Consider the following 20139-nt stretch of genomic DNA (forward strand, 5'->3'; position numbering starts at 1 on the left):
GATGGGGGGAGCGACTACCAGCGGTAGTGCGCGAAGGCCTTGTTGGACTCGGCCATCTTGTGGGTGTCCTCGCGCTTCTTGACGGCAGCGCCAAGACCGTTGGAGGCGTCGAGCAGCTCGTTCATGAGGCGCTCGGTCATGGTCTTCTCGCGACGGGCGCGGGAGTAACCGACGATCCAGCGCAGCGAGAGCGTGGCGGCACGACCGGGCTTGACCTCGATCGGCACCTGGTAGGTGGCGCCACCGACACGGCGGGACTTGACCTCGAGCGAGGGCTTGACGTTCTCGAGCGCGCGCTTCAGCGTGATGACCGGGTCAGCGCCGGTCTTCTCGCGGAGGCCTTCCATGGCGCCGTAGACGATCCGCTCGGCGGTGGAACGCTTGCCGTCGAGCAGGATCTTGTTGATCAGCGACGTGACAAGAGGAGAGCTGTAGACCGGGTCGATGATGACCGGGCGCTTCGGGGCGGGGCCCTTACGAGGCATTCTTACTTCTCCTTCTTGGCGCCGTAGCGGCTGCGGGCCTGCTTGCGGTTCTTGACACCCTGGGTGTCGAGCGAACCGCGGATGATCTTGTAACGAACACCCGGCAGGTCCTTCACACGGCCACCACGCACGAGCACGATGGAGTGCTCCTGCAGGTTGTGCCCCTCACCCGGGATGTAGGCCGTGACCTCGATGCCGGAGGTCAGACGCACACGCGCGACCTTACGGAGGGCCGAGTTCGGCTTCTTCGGGGTGGTCGTGAACACACGCGTGCAGACACCGCGACGCTGGGGCGAACCCTCGAGCGCGGGCGTCTTGTTCTTCTCGACCTTGTCCTGCCGGCCCTTCCGGACCAGCTGCTGGATCGTAGGCACTACTTCTCCGGTTTCTGTGTGCCGTTCGTGAAACTAACCTGGAACACAGTCCGACCCACGCGGTCGGGTGTGTCGAATACTGCACGTCCCTGCGGTCAGGCAGAGGAAACACAGATTGCGGTGGCCACTTACGGACTCGCCATGCGGTTGAGGACACGCACCCGAGCCCAGGCACACCCCAGGCACAAGGCTTGAGCGTACCTACCTCACCGAGCTGGGTCAAAACAAATGCGATCCACGACGGCACACCAGCTCTCCCGCGGTCGGCGCAGCGAACGTGAGGAGCTGTCTTCAGCCGGAACCCTGGCTGGATCCCGTCATTCCGGGCGAGCCTCCGGAGCCCTCCGTACATTGAAGCCGCGTGGGAGATTCGGGGGACGGTATGCCGACGGTTGAGCCCTTGTCCAGCGGTGGCGGGCTCGACGACCGGGTGCCCTTCCTTGCCCGGCTGGAGAGCGAGGACCGGGCAGCGCTGCTCACTCTTGGCAGGGAACTGTCCTTCGCATCCCGTTCCGCGCTTCTGCATCAGCACGAACCGTCCTCCCACGTCCTGCTGATCCTTCACGGCTGGACGAAGGTAACCGCGTCGGCCGAGAACGGCTACGAGGCGCTGCTGGCCCTGCGGGGTCCCGGCGACATCGTCGGCGAGTCCGCGGCACTGACCGGAAGGCCACGCTCAGCGACAGTGACCGCGCTGGCGCCGGTACGGGCGTCCGTCATCGAGCACGGCCGGTTCCGGGCCTTCGTCGCACACTCCCCCACCGTGTCGCTCAAGCTTCTCGGGCTGGCGTCGGACCGGACCCGCGCGGCCGACCAGCGCAGGTTGGAATTCGCTTCGATGAGCGTCAGAGAACGGTTCGCCGTTCTCCTCCTCGACCTCCTCCACACGCACGGCCGCCGTACCGACGAGGGAATCGAGATCGACGTGCCACTCAGCAAGCAGGAGTTGGCCGGTGCGGTCGGGGCCTCCCGGGAGATGGTGCAACGGCTGCTCAAGGACCTGCGGACGCGCGGCATCGTGATCACCGGGCGCAGAGCGCTGGTGATCGTACGTCCGAGTGCGCTGCGCCGGATCGCGGGCACCCCGCAGCCCACTCCGGTCCCTTCCCGGACCCCTGCCACCGCGCTGCGCTCGGCCCGGCAGGACACACCCGCGCCTTGATGTCTGTGCCCACGGTCACAGTACGACTGCGTCATCTGCACTCACCGCCGCCGTCCGGCTGCGGCCAATCTCTTGCCAGCACCTGTCCCCTGGCGAGAGGCAACCATGTCCGACCCCGTGAACAGCACGATCCTCCTGCTCGACATCGAGAAGTACAGCGACCGCGACGATGTCGAGCAGGCATACCTGCGCCGCATGCTGTTCGACCTCACCGACCGCGCTCTGCTGGCTGCCGGCATCGAGGAGACGTTGCGGCGCCGCGCCGACCGGGGCGACAGCGTGATGGAGCTCATCGACTCCAACGCGTCCGTGACCGCCCTGTTGCGCACACTGCTCACCGTCGTACCCGCAGAGCTGCGCGCGCTGAATCGTCTCGCCTCCAGTTCCGCGCGTATGCGGCTGCGCGGGGTGGTCGCATCGGGCTACGTGGCTGTTGACCGCGACGGTGGCTGGGTGGGCTCCGACCTCAATCACGCCTGCCGTCTGCTCGACGCCGAGGTGTTGCGGGAGGCGCTACGGGAGGGCCCCGGCGACTTCGCCCTGTGTGTCTCGGAGCCGGTGTACCGCGGCGTCGTACGGCACAACCACCCGGGTGTGGTGGCGGAGGAGTTCCACGCAGTCACGGTGGACAGCAAGAACGGCGTGCTCCAGGCCAGGATCCACAGCCTGTTCCCCCAGGCACAGGCGTCCGGTCCGGCCCCGGAGCCCCTGGCAACCGCCCGCCCGTCGGGCTCCGTACCGCGGACCGGAGCCTTCGATTTCGGTGGGGCCACGGTGAACGGCGGGGTCTTCGGCGGCAGCAACCACGGCATCGGCGGCGGCACCTTCCACGGCGACGTCCACCTGGGCGGTGCCCCCGGAGAAGGCGCATGAGCATCGACGGGAAGGGCCGCCCCCGGGATGGCGACGGGCAGGTCCCGGCCGACCCCGCGACGCTCCCGGACAGCGACGGCGCCCACCCGCCCGAGCACCAGGAGGAAGGCGGAGTCGAGGATCGCCCTCAGGAGGCATGGGCAGCCCGGCGTGACCTGCAGCACCACACTCCGCGCGCCATGGGCTTCGGCGATGGGGTCCGGATCGACGGCGGTGTTTTGGGCGGTGTCAACCACGGCATCGGCGGCGGAGCCTTCCACGGTGACGTCCACGTCGGCGCCACCCACGTCCACTACCGGTTCGGAACCCGTGCCGCAGCCAATCCCGCAGGGGAAGTACCGGCAACCACGCTGGAACGGCTGGCCGACAGCTTCGCGGACCCCGGGCCGGTCTTCGGTGAACTCGCCGAGCGGCTGCGCAAGGAGAGGCTCCTCGTCATCGCGGGGCCCCACTCGGCGGGGCGTCGGACCGCCGCCCTCATGCTGCTGCGCCGTCTGGGAGCGACGCCGGTACACGCGGTCGCCCGCGAAACGCCCTTCGGAGAACTCGCCCCTGAAAGGGAGGGCGAACAACCCGGTGGCGCCCGGGGCCATCTGCTGTGCGACCCGGTGAACGATGCGAAGAGGCCATTGCGCGAGGTTGAACTGCTCGCCTTACGGGACCGGCTCAGGGAGCAGGACGCCTATGCGGTGATCACCGTAGGACTCAAGGCGCATCTGGAGGACGTGGAGACCTGCGGCTGGCAGCCGCCACCGCCCCCGGCCATCCTGAACTCCCATCTGGAAACGCTGTTGGGCCGCGGCAGAGCAGCGGAGATGCTGACCCTGCCGATGGTCACCGAATTCCTCTCACGTGACCATCAACCCCGCGAGACAGCCGAGTTCGCGTCGGTCCTGGCCCGGTACACGGCCGGAGAGGTCGATCGGAGCCACGTCGACGGTTTCTCGCTGCTGAAGGTGGAGAACCAGGTCCGCGAGTGGTTCGAGCAGGACGACGCGGCACTGCACTTGCGGGAGAAGGCGTTCCTCATCGCCCTGGCTGCCTTCGACGAGGGCCCGTACGCCCTGACTGCTGAGGTGAGCGACGGCCTCTACACGCACCTCCAACGGACCGCCGACGCCCGTCAGCAGGCAGCGGTCCCGGTGTTCGGAACGCACATCGAGAAGCGCCTCCAACTGGCCCGCGCCCACCGCTACGAGGACGAGGAGCACACCGAATGGGGGCCGGTGCGCCAGGTGAAGGCGGCCTACCGCGACGAAAGGGCGGCATTCGTCCTCCTGCGCGAGGTGTGGACCGGGCACCCGTCGGCGCGCCCCGCGCTTGTGCAGTGGCTCCAGGACCTGTCGAAGGACGGCCGGCCGCTGGTCCGCACGCGGGCGGCGTCCACAGCAGCCGTTCTCGCCTACACCGACCTGCCCTCCGCCATGGCCCTGGTGATCGAGCCCTGGGCCTCGTCCCGTCAGTTCGGCCCGCGTAGCGTGGCCGTGAGTGCCCTGGCCTTGGCGCACAGCATCGGAACTCCGAACGTCCCGCGCATCCTGGACGTCTGGTGCGACAGCAAGACGCCGCACCTGCGCTGGGTAGCCATCCGTACACACGGACTGATCGGGCCGGAGCGGCCGATGGAGACGCTGGCCGCTCTGCGTGCGGCCGCCCGTCACGGAGAACCCGACGAACCGGCGACCCCGGACGAAAGAGTGGACGGCGACGCGCACCTGGGCGGCGTCCTGGCCGAGTCGGTCGAACTCCTGCTGCTGTCATCAGCCCATGACGAGGTCCTGTCCGAGCTGCTGAGAACTCTGCGCCAGGACCGCCAAGCGTTCGACCTTGCCGTCGTCGGCTTTCTGGGTGCCTGCCGGCGAGCCGAAGGCGACGAACCGGGCGGACGCCCGCTTCTCCTCGGCCGGTACGGGCAGTCACCGGAGCTGAATGACGCAGCCGCTCACATCGCCGGGCTCTGGCAGGCGGCGCTGGGCGACCGCTTCCACCGTGCCAAGGCTCTGGAAGTCATGCGCCAGTGGGTGCTGTCGGCAGACCACGACACACCGGCTGAACAGAGCCTGGAACTCCTGCTTCCCCTGCTTGCCGGCAGCGAGCAGGAGTGGCGGCGCATCACCCACCTGCTGCGCACGACGACCGGCGAGGACGCCTCGCCGCCGCCCGTGGTGAGTCGCCTGCTCTCCGCGCTGCCCCATCCCTGACGCACCGGTCCGACCACCCCTGGAGATCCGATTCATGACCCAGTTCCGCCGCTCGCCCGAGTGGGAGCAACCGGTCGACCGGCATTCGTTGTTGAGGGACCCGGTACTGACCGTACGACAGCTCTCACGGCTCGGCTTCGTCTCTCGTCGCCTCACCCGCATCGGCCACGCCCTGGTTTTCTCCACGCCCAGCGGCACCTACAACACCTACCTGCCACCTGTCCGGCCGTCCCGCAGGGAGATCATCAGCAAGCGCTACACCTCGGTCTACGAAGTCGACATGGGCGTCCAGCCAGTCCGTCTGAAGCTGTTCCTGCCCAGCGAAAACGACACGCTGCAGTTCGAGTCAGCCGTGGAAATGACCTGGCAGATGGGAAACCCGTCGGTGTTCGTCGCCTCCGGCATCCGCGACGTACCGCGCCTGCTGTCGAGCGAACTGGAGCAAGCGGCGCGATCGGTGACACGCGGCTTCCGCATCACCGACAGCGCGGAGGCCGAGGCCGAGGTGCTTCGAGCGGTCCGGGCACAAGGGGATCTCGGCGCAGCAGCCGGCCTCATCGTGACCTGGACGCTGCGGCTGCACCGGGACCGGGCCAACATCGACCACGAGCGTCGCATGCAGGCGATCGATCACGCGACCACGGAACACATCCACAGCGAGCAGCACGGCATGCGGCAGGACGCCGAAAGTGACCGGCGGGTACGCCGTCAGGACGAGCTCCAGTCCGAGCGGGCGCTCGCCTACGGAGAACAGCAGCACGAGGTGCTTCTGCAACAGCAGCAGTGGCAGGCAGAACTACGCGAGGGCGAGGTCGCGAAGATCGACTTCTACCAGAAGCAGTTGGAGTACGGCGGAGTCCGTGCTTGGGCACTGCACCTGGCCGAGCATCCGGAGGATTCCCGCCTGGTGGTACAGAGCCTGCGCGAGGATCAGGTGAACATGATCCGTGCCAAGGCGGACATGGTGGCCAAATTACTGGCCGGGCACGACGTGGAGGGCTATGAGCTGGAGGGTCCGAAGGAGCTCGCGCTGCGGGCTCTGCACGACATCCTGAACGAGCAGTTGCCAGGCGCCACGGCAGGACACGGTCCAGGAGTACCGCGGTTGCCCCTCACCACGGTGCGAGCCGTCGGAACGGGCCGCAACACACAGCCCGCGGCCGAAAGCGCCGCGGCGGGCCCGGGAACGCAGGAACCTCTCCGTCGGCCCGAAGGGTGCACCCCGACAGCCGTCGCGCCGGAAACCGGACCGTACGTTCCCGCATCCCGCCCGTCCGGTCAGGGGGTGCCGAGCAGCTCCGACAGCACGTTTCCTGGCTGGCAGCCGCCGGTCGGCCTCGTCAACGGCCTGCCCCGGTCCGCTCGCCCGGCCGAGGACCCGCCCGTGTCGGCATCGGGGCCCGGGGAGGAGCCCGGTGCCGACACGGGTGAGGAGCTGAAGGGCGGCGGTCGCTGATGGCCGCCTCACCGCCTCCCCCGCCGACCGGCAGACCACCGCAAAGTGCCGCCGCAGGTGTCGAGACCGCGACTCGTCTTCTTGCCGACCTACGGGTCGAGATCGCTCGTGCCGACAGCAAGGCAGCCATCGTGGTCGCAGCCCTGGGCATCAGCGCGGGAGCCGTCAGCGGTCTCCTGGTCGGCCGTGAGTGGTCACCGGCCCGCTTCTCACCCACGGGAACGTGCCTGTGGTGGATGGGCGCGGCCTCACTCACAGCGGCTCTCCTGTTCCTGTTGATGGCAGTGCTGCCCCGCTATCGCCTCAGCGATTGGGCTCCGGGAGCACCGCTCACCTATTTCGGCGATATCCAGCGCGCTGCTCGGCAGAACAGGCTGCAGGAGGCGCTGGCCGAAACCGAACAGCTGCCGATGACCTCGCTCCTGACAGCGCTCACGGAGACCAGCCGGATCGCCACCCGGAAGCACCAGTGGATAAGGGCAGGGCTGCTCGCCCTCTGCCTCGGAGCCTTGCTGCTGCCCGCGTCCATGGTCATCGGCTGACATCCCCACACCACGAGGACGGACATGCCCCAGCAGTCACGCGAGCCGTTCCAGCACGAGGACGGTCCGGCGCACGCGCCGGAAACCGGCGTGCAGCACTCCTCACCCGACGATCTCGACTATCACCATGCCCTGGGCAGCCGGCTCTACCTGTCCGCCCGGCAACGCGGGGTGGACGCCACCGCACTGGGTCAGCTGGCGTTGTACCTGCCGGGCCTTGTGCTGAGCCTGGCCATGATTGTGATCACGGCCCTGCTCCTGCAAGCAGGGTGCGGTCTGCCCTTCTGGATCCCCACCTTGTTGTGGCTGGCCTCGGGAGTCCTGGTCTTCCACCACCCCACGGAGGCCCTCTTCGCCCGCCACGTGCTGAAACTGCGCTACCCGCTGCCCGAGGAACGTGTCCGGCTCGAACCCGTCTGGCGCGAGGTCACCGGCCGCTCCGGCGTCGATGGCAGTCGCTACCGGCTGTGGGTCGAGGACAGCGGCGAACTCAACGCCTACGCGGCGGCCGGCCACATCGTCGGGGTCACCCGGTACGCGCTCGGACACCTGTCGAGCGCGCAGCTCGCCGCCGTACTCGCCCACGAACTGGGTCACCACACGGGCGGGCACAGTTGGTCCGGTCTGCTCGGACAGTGGTACGCCTTGCCCGGCCGCGCAGCCTGCCGTGCGGGGCGGGTGGTGCTCCTTCGGACGATGGCCTCCGCACGGCGTACCAGCTGTCTGATCGCGCTCATCCTCACCATTGGTCTCGCGATCATGGTGCTCGGTTCCGCCCTTGCCGTGCTGGCCACCCCGTTGCTGCTGCTGGCTCTCCCCTACGCGATGGCTGCTCTCAGCCGGCGCGCCGAATTGCGGGCGGATCGGCACGCGGCCTCGCTGGGATTCGCGCCCATGCTGGTGGAGGCACTCCAGTTCATGGAGGACATGGAAACGGGCCCGATCCATGCTCCCGTCCAGCCCGTCTCCAGAGGGACAAGCGTCGGCCCCGGGCCGCTGACGCACCTGCTGGACTCACACCCGGACCACGCGACCCGACTGCACCACCTGCGGCCCTACCTGGAGCCGCCGCGCTGAACCCGTGCGCACCGTGGTGCCGACCACACGCCGAAGGGCGGTCACCCCGTGTGTACGGGGTGACCGCCCTTCGGTCGTATCAAGCGACTCGCTTACTGGTTGTACGGACCGTAGTCGTAGTCCTCCAGCGGAACGGCCTGGCCGGAGCCCGTGCCGAACGGCGAGTAGTCGATGTCGTCGTAGCCGACGGCCGAGTACATCGCGGCCTTGGCCTCCTCGGTCGGCTCGACCCGGATGTTGCGGTAGCGGGACAGGCCCGTACCGGCCGGGATGAGCTTACCGATGATGACGTTCTCCTTGAGGCCGATCAGGGAGTCCGACTTGGCGTTGATCGCCGCGTCGGTCAGGACCCTGGTCGTCTCCTGGAAGGACGCCGCCGACAGCCACGACTCGGTGGCGAGCGAGGCCTTGGTGATACCCATCAGCTGCGGACGGCCGGAGGCGGGGTGACCGCCCTCGGTGACCACACGACGGTTCTCGGTCTCGAACTTCGAGCGCTCGACGAGCTCGCCCGGCAGCAGCTCCGCGTCGCCGGACTCGATGATCGTCACGCGGCGCAGCATCTGCCGGATGATGATCTCGATGTGCTTGTCGTGGATCGACACACCCTGCGAGTTGTAGACCTTCTGGACCTCGCCGACCAGGTGGACCTGGACCGCGCGCTGACCGAGGATCCGCAGCACGTCGTGCGGGTTGGTGGCACCGACGGTGAGCTTCTGGCCCACCTCGACCGGGTCGCCCTCGCCGACCAGGAGACGGGCACGCTTGGAGATCGGGAACGCCGTCTCCTCGCTGCCGTCGTCCGGGGTGACGACGAGCTTCTTGGTCTTCTCGGTCTCCTCGATACGGACCCGGCCCTTGGCCTCCGAGATCGGGGCGACACCCTTGGGGGTACGCGCCTCGAAGAGCTCGACGACACGCGGCAGACCCTGCGTGATGTCGTCACCGGCCACACCACCGGTGTGGAAGGTACGCATCGTCAGCTGGGTACCGGGCTCACCGATGGACTGGGCGGCGATGATGCCGACCGCCTCACCGATGTCGACCAGCTTGCCGGTGGCGAGCGAGCGTCCGTAGCAGAAGGCACAGGTGCCGACCGCGGACTCACAGGTCAGGACCGAGCGGGTCTTGACCTCCTCGACGCCGGCGCCCACAAGGGCGTCGATCAGGACGTCACCGAGGTCGACGTTGGCAGGCGCGATGACCTTGCCGTCGACGACGACGTCCTCGGCGAGCATGCGGGCGTAGACCGAGGTCTCGACGTCGTCCGTCTTGCGCAGGACACCGTCGGCACCCTTGACGGCGATCTTCAGCTTGAGGCCGCGGTCGGTGCCGCAGTCCTCCTCACGGATGATCACGTCCTGCGAGACGTCCACCAGACGACGGGTCAGGTAACCCGAGTCGGCGGTACGCAGGGCGGTGTCCGCCAGACCCTTACGGGCACCGTGCGTGGAGATGAAGTACTCCAGAACGGTGAGGCCCTCACGGAAGGACGCCTTGATGGGACGCGGGATGGTCTCGTTCTTCGCGTTCGACACCAGACCACGCATACCCGCGATCTGACGCATCTGCATCATGTTTCCTCGGGCACCCGAGTCGACCATCATGAAGATGGGGTTCGTCTTCGGGAAGTTCGCGTTCATCGCCTCGGCGACCTCGTTGGTCGCCTTGGTCCAGATCGCGATGAGCTCCTGCGTGCGCTCGTCCTTGGTGATCAGACCGCGCTCGTACTGCTTCTGGACCTTCTCGTCCTGCTCCTCGTAGCCCTTGACGATGGCCTTCTTGGCCTCGGGCACGACGACGTCGGAGATGGCCACGGTCACACCGGAGCGGGTCGCCCAGTGGAAACCGGCCGCCTTCAGGTTGTCGAGCGTCGCCGCCACGATGACCTTGGGGTAGCGCTCGGCCAGGTCGTTGACGATCTCGGAGAGCTGCTTCTTGCCCACCGAGTAGTCGACGAACGGGTAGTCCTCGGGCAGCAGCTCGTTGAAGAGCGCGCGGCCCAGGCTCGTACGCAGACGGAAGGTGTCACCCGGCTGGTACTCGGGCTCGCCCTCCTCGGCGACCGGCGGCACCCAGCCGCGCGGGGGCATGGTGCCCACCGGGAAGCGGATGTCGACCTTCGCCTGGAGCGACAGCTCGCGGGCGTCGAAGGCCATGGTGGCCTCGGCCGTGGAGCCGAACGCGCGGTCCGTGCCCTTGACGTTGCGGCCCTCTTCGTCCGTGGTGAGGAAGAAGAGGCCCAGCACCATGTCCTGGGTCGGCATCGTGACGGGACGGCCGTCGGCCGGCTTCAGGATGTTGTTCGAGGACAGCATCAGGATGCGGGCCTCGGCCTGCGCCTCCGCGGAGAGCGGCAGGTGCACGGCCATCTGGTCACCGTCGAAGTCCGCGTTGAACGCGGTGCAGACGAGCGGGTGGATCTGGATGGCCTTGCCCTCGACCAGCTGCGGCTCGAAGGCCTGGATGCCGAGGCGGTGCAGGGTGGGCGCACGGTTCAGCAGCACCGGGTGCTCGGCGATGACCTCTTCGAGGACGTCGTACACGACGGTGCGGCCACGCTCGACCATGCGCTTGGCCGACTTGATGTTCTGCGCGTGGTTCAGGTCCACCAGGCGCTTCATCACGAACGGCTTGAAGAGCTCCAGCGCCATCGCCTTCGGCAGACCGCACTGGTGCAGCTTGAGCTGCGGACCGACGACGATCACGGAACGCGCGGAGTAGTCCACGCGCTTGCCGAGGAGGTTCTGGCGGAAACGGCCCTGCTTGCCCTTCAGCATGTCGCTGAGGGACTTCAGGGGACGGTTACCGGGACCGGTGACCGGGCGACCACGACGACCGTTGTCGAAGAGGGCGTCCACGGCCTCCTGGAGCATGCGCTTCTCGTTGTTCACGATGATCTCGGGCGCGCCGAGGTCGAGAAGCCGCTTCAGGCGGTTGTTGCGGTTGATCACGCGGCGGTACAGGTCGTTCAGGTCGGAGGTCGCGAAGCGGCCACCGTCCAGCTGCACCATCGGACGCAGGTCCGGCGGGATGACCGGCACGCAGTCGAGCACCATGCCCTTGGGCTTGTTGCTGGTCTGCAGGAACGCGGAGACGACCTTGAGGCGCTTGAGCGCACGGGTCTTCTTCTGGCCCTTGCCGGTGCGGATGATCTCGCGGAGGCGCTCGGCCTCCTCGTCGAGGTCGAAGGACTCCAGGCGCTTCTGCAGCGCGGCGGCGCCCATGCAGCCGTCGAAGTACGTGCCGAAGCGGTCACGCAGCTCGCGGTAGAGCAGCTCGTCGCCCTCGAGGTCCTGGACCTTGAGGTTCTTGAAGCGGCTCCACACCTCGTCGAGACGGTCGATCTCGCGCTGCGCACGGTCGCGCAGCTGCTTCATCTCGCGCTCGGCACCTTCGCGCACCTTGCGGCGCACGTCGGCCTTGGCACCCTCCGCCTCGAGCTCGGCCAGGTCGGTCTCGAGCTTCTTGGCGCGGTTCTCGAGGTCCGAGTCGCGGCGGTTCTCGATCTGCTGGCGCTCGACGGAGACGTGCGCCTCCAGCGACGGGAGGTCGCGCGTGCGGCGCTCCTCGTCGACGAACGTGATCATGTACGCGGCGAAGTAGATGACCTTCTCGAGGTCCTTCGGCGCGAGGTCCAGCAGGTAGCCGAGGCGCGACGGGACGCCCTTGAAGTACCAGATGTGGGTGACGGGAGCGGCAAGCTCGATGTGGCCCATGCGCTCACGGCGCACCTTGGCGCGCGTGACCTCGACGCCACAGCGCTCACAGATGATGCCCTTGAAGCGGACACGCTTGTACTTGCCGCAGTAGCACTCCCAGTCCCGGGTCGGACCGAAGATCTTCTCGCAGAAGAGTCCGTCCTTCTCGGGCTTGAGCGTGCGGTAGTTGATGGTCTCCGGCTTCTTCACTTCGCCGTGGGACCAGGTCCGGATGTCGTCCGCGGTGGCAAGGCCGATCCGCAGCTCGTCGAAGAAGTTGACGTCGAGCACTTGTCGTCAATCCCTCTTTCGGGGGTTCGAGCCCCCTCGCTTCACGCGAGAAATCGGGGCACTTCAGCAATGGTCTGAACGGGTCCGGGGAGGGCCGGCCGGATCACGGGGATCCGGCCGGGCAACCCGTCAGACCTCTTCGACGCTGCTCGGCTCGCGCCGGGACAGGTCGATACCGAGCTCCTCCGCCGCGCGGAAGACGTCCTCGTCCGTGTCGCGCATCTCGATGGACATGCCGTCCGAGGACAGCACCTCCACGTTGAGGCAGAGCGACTGCATTTCCTTGATGAGCACCTTGAAGGACTCGGGAATGCCCGGCTCGGGGATGTTCTCGCCCTTGACGATCGCCTCGTAGACCTTCACACGGCCGGTGACGTCGTCGGACTTGATCGTCAGGAGCTCCTGGAGGGCGTATGCGGCGCCGTATGCCTCAAGGGCCCACACCTCCATCTCACCGAATCGCTGACCACCGAACTGCGCCTTACCACCCAGCGGCTGCTGCGTGATCATGGAGTACGGGCCGGTCGAACGCGCGTGGAGCTTGTCGTCGACCAGGTGGTGCAGCTTGAGGATGTACATGTACCCGATCGAGACCGGGTCCGGGAACGGCTCGCCGGAGCGGCCGTCGAACAGCTGGGCCTTGCCGGAGGGCTGGACCAGCCGGTCGCCGTCGCGGTTCGGGATCGTGGCTCCGAAGAGACCGGAGATCTCGTCCTCGCGGGCGCCGTCGAAGACGGGCGTGGCGACGTTGGTGCCGGGGGCGACCTGGTCGGCGCCGATGGCCTGCAGGCGCTGGGCCCACTCGTCACCGAGGCCGGAGACGTCCCAGCCGCGGCTGGCGAGCCAGCCGAGGTGGATCTCCAGGACCTGTCCCGGGTTCATTCGGGACGGGACACCCAGCGGGTTGAGGATGATGTCGACCGGGGTGCCGTCCTCCAGGAACGGCATGTCCTCGATCGGGAGGATCTTCGAGATGACGCCCTTGTTGCCGTGACGGCCGGCGAGCTTGTCACCATCGGTGATCTTGCGCTTCTGCGCGACGTAGACGCGGACCAGCTGGTTCACGCCCGGCGGCAGCTCGTCGCCCTCCTCGCGGTCGAAGACGCGGACGCCGATGACCTTGCCGATCTCGCCGTGCGGGACCTTGAGCGAGGTGTCACGCACCTCGCGCGCCTTCTCGCCGAAGATCGCGCGGAGCAGACGCTCCTCCGGGGTCAGCTCGGTCTCACCCTTGGGCGTGACCTTGCCGACGAGGATGTCACCGGCGACGACCTCGGCACCGATGCGGATGATGCCGCGCTCGTCGAGGTCGGCGAGGACCTCCTCGGAGACGTTCGGGATGTCCCGGGTGATCTCCTCCGGGCCGAGCTTGGTGTCACGGGCGTCGACCTCGTGCTCCTCGATGTGGATCGAGGAGAGGACGTCGTCCTGCACGAGGCGCTGCGACAGGATGATCGCGTCCTCGTAGTTGTGACCCTCCCAGGGCATGAACGCCACGAGCAGGTTCTTGCCGAGCGCCATCTCACCGTTCTCGGTGGCGGGCCCGTCGGCGAGGACCTGGCTCTCGATCACGCGGTCGCCCTCGGAGACGACGACCTTCTGGTTGACCGAGGTGCCCTGGTTGGAGCGCGAGAACTTGGCGATGCGGTACGTGGTGTACGTGCCGTCGTCGTTCGTCACGGTGATGTAGTCCGCGGAGACCTCCTGGACCACACCCGCCTTCTCCGCCTTGAGCACGTCGCCGGCGTCGGTGGCACAGCGGTACTCCATGCCGGTGCCGACCAGCGGCGCCTCGCTCTTGATGAGCGGGACGGCCTGACGCATCATGTTCGCGCCCATGAGGGCACGGTTGGCGTCGTCGTGCTCGAGGAACGGGATCATCGCGGTGGCGACCGACACCATCTGGCGCGGCGAGACGTCCATGTAGTCGACGTCGTCACCGGGGATGTAGTCGATCTCGCCGCCACGGCGGCGGACCAGGACGCGGGCCTCGGTGAAGCGCATGTCGTCGGAGAGCGTCGCGTTCGCCTGGGCGATCACGAAGCGGTCCTCTTCGTCGGCCGTCAGGTAGTCGACGTCGTCGGTGACGACACCCTCGACGACCTTGCGGTACGGCGTCTCGATGAAACCGAACGGGTTGATGCGCCCGTAGGAGGCCAGCGAGCCGATCAGACCGATGTTCGGGCCTTCGGGCGTCTCGATGGGGCACATGCGGCCGTAGTGCGACGGGTGGACGTCACGGACCTCGAAGCCGGCCCGCTCACGGGACAGACCACCCGGGCCGAGGGCGTTCAGACGACGCTTGTGCGTCAGCCCCGACAGCGGGTTGTTCTGGTCCATGAACTGGGACAGCTGGCTGGTGCCGAAGAACTCCTTGATGGAGGCGACGACCGGCCGGATGTTGATCAGGGTCTGCGGCGTGATCGCCTCGACGTCCTGGGTGGTCATGCGCTCGCGCACGACGCGCTCCATACGGGCGAGACCCGTACGGACCTGGTTCTGGATGAGCTCACCGACGTTACGGATACGGCGGTTGCCGAAGTGGTCGATGTCATCGGTCTCGACCATGATCGAACGGCCGGACTCGCCGACCGTCTCGGTCTCGCCGGCGTGCAGCTTCACCAGGTACTTGATGGTGGCGATGATGTCGTCGCTGGTGAGGACACCGGCGTCGAGCGGCTCGTCGGCGCCGAGCTTCTTGTTCACCTTGTAGCGGCCGACCTTCGCGAGGTCGTAGCGCTTCGGGTTGAAGTAGAGGTTCTCGAGCAGCGTCTGAGCGGCCTCGCGCGTGGGCGGCTCGCCCGGACGCAGCTTGCGGTAGATGTCGAGCAGCGCGTCGTCCTGGCCCTGGGTGTGGTCCTTCTCCAGGGTGGCGCGCATGGACTCGTACTCGCCGAACTCCTCGAGGATCTGCTCGGTGGTCCAGCCGAGCGCCTTCAGGAGGACGGTGACGGACTGCTTGCGCTTGCGGTCGATGCGGACACCGACCATGTCGCGCTTGTCGATCTCCATCTCCAGCCAGGCACCCCGGGACGGGATGATCTTGGCGGAGAAGATGTCCTTGTCGGACGTCTTGTCGATGGAGGAGTCGAAGTAGACACCCGGCGAGCGCACGAGCTGCGACACGACGACACGCTCGGTGCCGTTGATGACGAAGGTGCCCTTGTTGGTCATGAGCGGGAAGTCGCCCATGAAGACCGTCTGGGACTTGATCTCGCCGGTCTCGTTGTTGGTGAACTCGGCCGTGACGAAGAGCGGCGCGGCGAACGTGAAGTCGCGCTCCTTGCACTCGTCGATCGAGTTCTTCGGGGGCTCGAAGCGGTGGTCGCGGAACGTGAGCGACATCGACCCGGAGAAGTCCTCGATCGGCGAAATCTCCTCGAAGATTTCCTCCAGGCCGGACTTGGTGGGGACGTCTTGTCCGCTGTCCAGAGCAGCCTCGACGCGAGCCTTCCAGGCGGCGTTGCCGAGGAGCCAGTCAAAGCTCTCGGTCTGCAGCGCGAGGAGGTTCGGAACCTCGAGGGGCTCCTTGATCTTTGCAAAAGAGATGCGCAGCGGGGCGGTGCTGGCACCGTTGTTCGTATTCGAGGTCGAGGCGTTGCGCGAGGCGGCCAAGAGGGGGTCCTTCCGAGGGCTCGGACTCACTACGCGCGTACCGGCCCCAAGCCCCGCACAGAGACAGAAAACCCAAGGTCAGGGAAAGTCTGGTCATCGGTGCTAGGCGTGGGCATGCCCCTGGTGACGGGCAGGAGGCAGCTAACAGGCAGCGCAAAGGGTCAGTGTAGCCAAGTGGCACACTGATGTCCAGTCGGGGTTCTCAGAGACCCACGTTGCTCTCAACAGCTGTTCTCAACACCTATGAATAGCCCTCGCGCGGGGTGCGCTCTTCTTTACTGCCCTCTTCGCTCTCGATCCATGCCTCGGATGCGGATCGAGATGACGACGCGTCCTGAGAATTGCGCGCCGCGTGCGGTTCGTCAAGGCCCAGTGGCCCCGTCGGACGTCCGGCGATCTTCACCTGTGCCCGGAGGACGCCTGTTGACGGCCCTCTGAGCGCCCCGGAGAAACGCACGGCGAAGATCACCCTACTCGTCGCGGGCGGAAGTTCAAGGCAGCCTCCGGGGGCACGCCAAAGGGCGACCACCCGGATGGGTGATCGCCCTTCGCGATGTGACGTCCCCGCCTCGCGGCAGGGACGGTCCTGAGGAGTCAGAGGACTCGCAGGGTCACTTGACCTCGACGGAGGCGCCGGCGCCCTTGAGGGACTCGGCAGCCTTCTCGGCGGCCTCCTTGGCGACCTTCTCGAGGACGGGCTTCGGGGCGCCGTCGACGAGGTCCTTGGCCTCCTTGAGACCCAGCGAGGTCAGCTCACGCACGACCTTGATGACCTGGATCTTCTTCTCGCCGGCACCCGTGAGGATGACGTCGAACTCGTCCTGCTCGGCCTCGGCCTCGGCGGCGGGGCCACCCTGGGCGGGACCGGCGACGGCGACCGCGGCGGCGGCGGTGACGTCGAACTTCTCCTCGAACGCCTTAACGAACTCGGAGAGCTCGATGAGGGTGAGCTCCTCGAACTGGGCGAGCAGGTCTTCCTGGCTGAGCTTCGCCATGATGGCGTCCTTCCACTAATTCGGCAGGTGCCGGATGTATATGTAGGCGGGCGTACGGGCCCGCTGCGAGCCGTGGCCGCGGAGTGTTACTCCGCCACCTCGGCGTCGGCGGGAGCCGGCGTACCGGCACCGCCCTGCTCGGCCTTCTTGGCGCGAAGCGCTTCCGCGGTGCGGACGAACTTCGACGGCAGAGCCTGGAAGAGCTGCGCAGCCTGAGTCTGCTTGCCCTTCATGGCGCCGGCCAGCTTGGCGAGCAGAACCTCGCGGGACTCGAGGTCCGCGAGCTTCTTGATCTCATCGGCGGACAGCGCCTTACCGTCAAGGACACCGCCCTTGATGATGAGGTTGGGGTTGTCCTTGGCGAAGTCACGAAGACCCTTCGCCGACTCCACCGGGTCACCGGTGATGAAGGCAACCGCCGTCGGGCCTGCGAACAGGTCGTCCAGCGTGTCGATCCCGGCCTCGTTGGCCGCAATCTTGGTCAGCGTGTTCTTCACCACGGCGTACTGGGCGTTCTCACCGAGCGAACGACGCAGCGTCTTGAGCTGCGCCACGGTGAGACCCCGGTACTCGGTCAGCACGGCGGCGTTCGAGCTGCGGAACTGGTCCGTCAGCTCGGCTACCGCGGCAGCCTTGTCGGGCCTTGCCATGAGCGTCGGCCTCCTTCCGGGTGATGAGGACCGCTCAGAAGGGGCCGGAAAAGACGAAACGCCCCGGCGCGGGCGCCAGGGCGTAGCTCGACCGGACGGAATCCGGGAGCTTTCCACAGTCACCTGCGCAGGTCGCCCGTTCTTGACGGATCCTTCGGTCACCGATTCCTCTTGCGAGGACGCGGCAACGACCAGCGGTCTTTGGCTTCTTCGTGAGCGTACGCGACCGGAGCCGTCCGGAGCAAATCCGTCCCGGTTCGACCGGTGCGGGAGGTTTGAACGGCTCCACGACGGGCCGGGGCGGGGCCGGCGGCGTACGCGGACGGGCCCCGCAGCCTCCCAGAGGCTGCGGGGCCCGTCCCATGCCGTGACGCGGCTACCGGGTGAGCACGGGGGCTCAGACGGCGGCCGGGTCCTCCTCGACGAGGAGGTTGCGCACGCGGTTGGCGTCCAGCGGGATGCCGGGGCCCATCGTCGTGCTCATGGTCGCCTTCTTGATGAAGCGACCCTTCGCGGCGGACGGCTTCAGACGGAGGATCTCCTCCAGGGCCGCGCCGTAGTTCTCGACCAGCTTCGTGTCATCGAAAGAGGTCTTCCCGATGATGAAGTGCAGGTTCGAGTGCTTGTCGACGCGGAACTCGATCTTTCCGCCCTTGATGTCGTTGACAGCCTTGACGACATCGGGGGTGACGGTGCCGGTCTTCGGGTTCGGCATCAGACCACGCGGACCGAGCACGCGGCCCAGGCGGCCGACCTTGCCCATGAGGTCCGGCGTGGCGACGACGGCGTCGAAGTCCAGACGGCCCTTCGCCACCTCATCGATGAGCTCGTCGGCGCCGACGATGTCGGCGCCCGCGGCTTCCGCGGCCGCAGCACGGTCACCGGTCGCGAAGACCAGGACCCGGGCGGTCTTGCCGGTGCCGTGCGGGAGGTTCACGGTGCCACGGACCATCTGGTCGGCCTTGCGAGGGTCAACACCCAGGCAGAACGCGACCTCGACGGTGCCGTCGAACTTGGTGGCGGCGGTGTCCTTGGCGAGACGGACGGCCTCGAGCGGGGCGTAGGTGCGCTCCCGGTCGATCTTCGCGTCCGCAGCGCGGAGGTTCTTGCTGCGCTTCACATCTACTCCTGTGGTTTTCAGAGTGTGGAGTCGTGGTGCGGACCAGCGCTTGGTCCTACCACTGTGGGGCTACGGGGCTGACTCAGCCTTCGACCGTGATGCCCATGGAACGGGCGGTGCCAGCGATGATCTTCGACGCGGCGTCGAGGTCGTTGGCGTTCAGGTCGGGGAGCTTGGTCGTGGCGATCTCGCGGACCTGGTCGGCCGTGAGCTTGGCGACCTTGGTCTTGTGGGGCTCGCCGGAGCCCTTGTCCACACCCGCGGCCTTGAGGATCAGCTTGGCGGCCGGCGGAGTCTTCGTGATGAAGGTGAAGGAACGGTCCTCGTAGACCGTGATCTCCACCGGCACGACCATGCCACGCTGCGACTCGGTCGCGGCGTTGTAGGCCTTGCAGAACTCCATGATGTTGACGCCGTGCTGGCCCAGTGCGGGACCGACCGGCGGCGCCGGGTTGGCCGCACCGGCGTTGATCTGGAGCTTGATAAGCCCCGTGACCTTCTTCTTCTTGGGAGGCATTGCTCTCTCCGGGTCCTAGTGAGAGTGTTTCGCCGCCGTTCCGGTCATCCGGATGGAGGCATACCGCGCAACGATAACGGGTATAGCTGCGCGACCAAAAACCGAGCAGGTCAGACGGGCTGCGAAGCCTGTCTGACCTGCTCGGTAGGCATGTGTCCAGGAACGGGCGGAAAGCCGTCAGTTCTTCTGGATCTGGTCGAAGCTGAGCTCGACCGGGGTCTCGCGGCCGAAGATCTCGACGAGGCCCTTGACCTTCTTCGAGTCGGCGTTGATCTCGTTGATCGTCGCCTGGAGGGTCGCGAACGGACCGTCGGTGACGGTGACCGAGTCGCCCACCTCGAAGTCCAGGACCTGGACCTCGACCTTGCGGGCCGGAGCCGGCTTGCCCTCGGCCTCGGCCGCCTCGCGGGCCGCCTTCTCCTCGGCCTCGGGGGCGAGCATCTTGACGATCTCGTCCAGGGTCAGCGGGTACGGGTCGTAGGCGTTGCCCACGAAGCCGGTGACGCCGGGCGTGTTGCGGACAACACCCCAGGACTCGTTCGTCAGGTCCATGCGCACCAGGACGTATCCCGGGAGCTTGTTCTGACGGACGTTCTTCCGCTCACCGTTCTTGATCTGGACGATCTCTTCCTCGGGCACCTCGGCCTGGTAGATGAAGTCCTCGACGTTGAGCGAGACGGCGCGCTGCTCCAGGTTGGCCTTCACGCGCTTCTCGTAACCGGCGTACGTGTGGATGACGTACCACTCGCCGGGAAGTCCGCGCAGCTCGTCACGGAGGGCGGCGACGGCGTCGACGGGGGCGGCCGGCTCGGCCTCCTCCTCGGACCCGGCGGCGGCCTCTTCGTCCTCGGCCGCCTCCTCGTCCTCGTCGGACTCGACACGCACGGCGTCCTGCTCGGCGGGCTCACCCGCGGCGGCGTCAGCAGCGTCGACCTGGTCCGGGGCCACGGCATCCGCCGCCTCGACGATGTCGAGCTCGTCCTCGGCGGACTCGACGGCGCTCGCCTTCGGCTCGGCGTCGTCGTTCAGGTTCGGGTCAGACACGATGGCTGCTTCTTCCTGGATACATATGGGTGGAAC

15 protein-coding genes are annotated in these 20139 nt (G+C 67.3%); 6 read left to right on the forward strand and 9 right to left on the reverse strand.

All coding sequences use genetic code 11. From position 1 onward, the window contains the following. Positions 1-14 precede the first annotated feature (14 nt). Together rpsG and rpsL are read right to left on the reverse strand one after the other, a co-directional pair. Positions 15-485, reverse strand: coding sequence for a 30S ribosomal protein S7 (rpsG, locus tag ACFVS9_RS20065; protein ID WP_014154599.1), 471 nt, complete (start codon positions 483-485; stop codon positions 15-17). A 2-nt stretch (positions 486-487) separates the two neighbouring features. Next, positions 488-859: a 30S ribosomal protein S12 gene (gene rpsL, locus ACFVS9_RS20070; RefSeq protein WP_003948652.1), complete on the reverse strand. Its 372-nt coding sequence runs from the start codon at positions 857-859 to the stop codon at positions 488-490. 382 nt (positions 860-1241) lie between these two features. On the opposite strand from rpsL, the gene ACFVS9_RS20075 reads away from it, so the two are divergent. The 6 genes from ACFVS9_RS20075 to ACFVS9_RS20100 all read left to right on the forward strand — a co-directional run bounded on the left by ACFVS9_RS20075 (position 1242) and on the right by ACFVS9_RS20100 (position 8170). Further along, entirely contained in the window at positions 1242-2021 is a 780-nt protein-coding gene (locus ACFVS9_RS20075; protein ID WP_389934028.1) for a Crp/Fnr family transcriptional regulator, read from the forward strand. A gap of 105 nt (positions 2022-2126) precedes the next feature. After that, a complete protein-coding gene (locus tag ACFVS9_RS20080) occupies positions 2127-2894 on the forward strand; it encodes a hypothetical protein (protein WP_389934030.1) in 768 nt (255 codons plus the stop codon). Beyond that, positions 2891-5095, forward strand: coding sequence for a hypothetical protein (locus ACFVS9_RS20085; protein WP_389934033.1), 2205 nt, complete (start codon positions 2891-2893; stop codon positions 5093-5095). Before ACFVS9_RS20080 ends, ACFVS9_RS20085 begins: the two co-directional genes overlap by 4 nt. Before the next feature lie 34 nt (positions 5096-5129). Beyond that, positions 5130-6551 carry a hypothetical protein gene (locus ACFVS9_RS20090; RefSeq protein ID WP_389934036.1) on the forward strand — a complete coding sequence of 474 codons (1422 nt, stop codon included), beginning with the start codon at positions 5130-5132 and terminating at the stop codon, positions 6549-6551. 131 nt (positions 6552-6682) lie between these two features. Then, positions 6683-7093 carry a Pycsar system effector family protein gene (locus ACFVS9_RS20095; protein ID WP_389934038.1) on the forward strand — a complete coding sequence of 137 codons (411 nt, stop codon included), beginning with the start codon at positions 6683-6685 and terminating at the stop codon, positions 7091-7093. Between the two features lie 24 nt (positions 7094-7117). After that, complete coding sequence (locus ACFVS9_RS20100) at positions 7118-8170, forward strand: M48 family metalloprotease (protein ID WP_389934041.1); 1053 nt, start codon at positions 7118-7120, stop codon at positions 8168-8170. Positions 8171-8262: 92 nt separating this feature from the next. On the opposite strand, the gene ACFVS9_RS20105 is transcribed toward ACFVS9_RS20100, so the two are convergent. The 7 genes from ACFVS9_RS20105 to nusG form a co-directional block, all read right to left on the reverse strand. Beyond that, complete coding sequence (locus ACFVS9_RS20105; protein ID WP_383118432.1) at positions 8263-12162, reverse strand: DNA-directed RNA polymerase subunit beta'; 3900 nt, start codon at positions 12160-12162, stop codon at positions 8263-8265. 129 nt (positions 12163-12291) lie between these two features. Then, positions 12292-15777: a DNA-directed RNA polymerase subunit beta gene (gene rpoB, locus ACFVS9_RS20110; protein ID WP_383118433.1), complete on the reverse strand. Its 3486-nt coding sequence runs from the start codon at positions 15775-15777 to the stop codon at positions 12292-12294. A gap of 611 nt (positions 15778-16388) precedes the next feature. Further along, positions 16389-16772 carry a 50S ribosomal protein L7/L12 gene (gene rplL, locus ACFVS9_RS20115; RefSeq protein WP_123524195.1) on the reverse strand — a complete coding sequence of 128 codons (384 nt, stop codon included), beginning with the start codon at positions 16770-16772 and terminating at the stop codon, positions 16389-16391. 86 nt (positions 16773-16858) lie between these two features. Beyond that, a complete protein-coding gene (gene rplJ, locus ACFVS9_RS20120; RefSeq protein WP_329231821.1) occupies positions 16859-17422 on the reverse strand; it encodes a 50S ribosomal protein L10 in 564 nt (187 codons plus the stop codon). Between the two features lie 397 nt (positions 17423-17819). Next, a complete protein-coding gene (gene rplA / locus ACFVS9_RS20125) occupies positions 17820-18542 on the reverse strand; it encodes a 50S ribosomal protein L1 (RefSeq protein ID WP_014154604.1) in 723 nt (240 codons plus the stop codon). An 82-nt stretch (positions 18543-18624) separates the two neighbouring features. Next, positions 18625-19059, reverse strand: a complete 435-nt coding sequence (gene rplK, locus ACFVS9_RS20130) for a 50S ribosomal protein L11 (RefSeq protein WP_018550660.1) — start codon at positions 19057-19059, stop codon at positions 18625-18627. Positions 19060-19236: 177 nt separating this feature from the next. Next, positions 19237-20103, reverse strand: a complete 867-nt coding sequence (gene nusG, locus ACFVS9_RS20135) for a transcription termination/antitermination protein NusG (RefSeq protein WP_383117065.1) — start codon at positions 20101-20103, stop codon at positions 19237-19239. Between the last annotated feature and the right edge of the window lie 36 nt (positions 20104-20139).

The organism is Streptomyces sp. NPDC058008, from assembly GCF_042886395.1.
Lineage (GTDB): Bacteria > Actinomycetota > Actinomycetes > Streptomycetales > Streptomycetaceae > Streptomyces.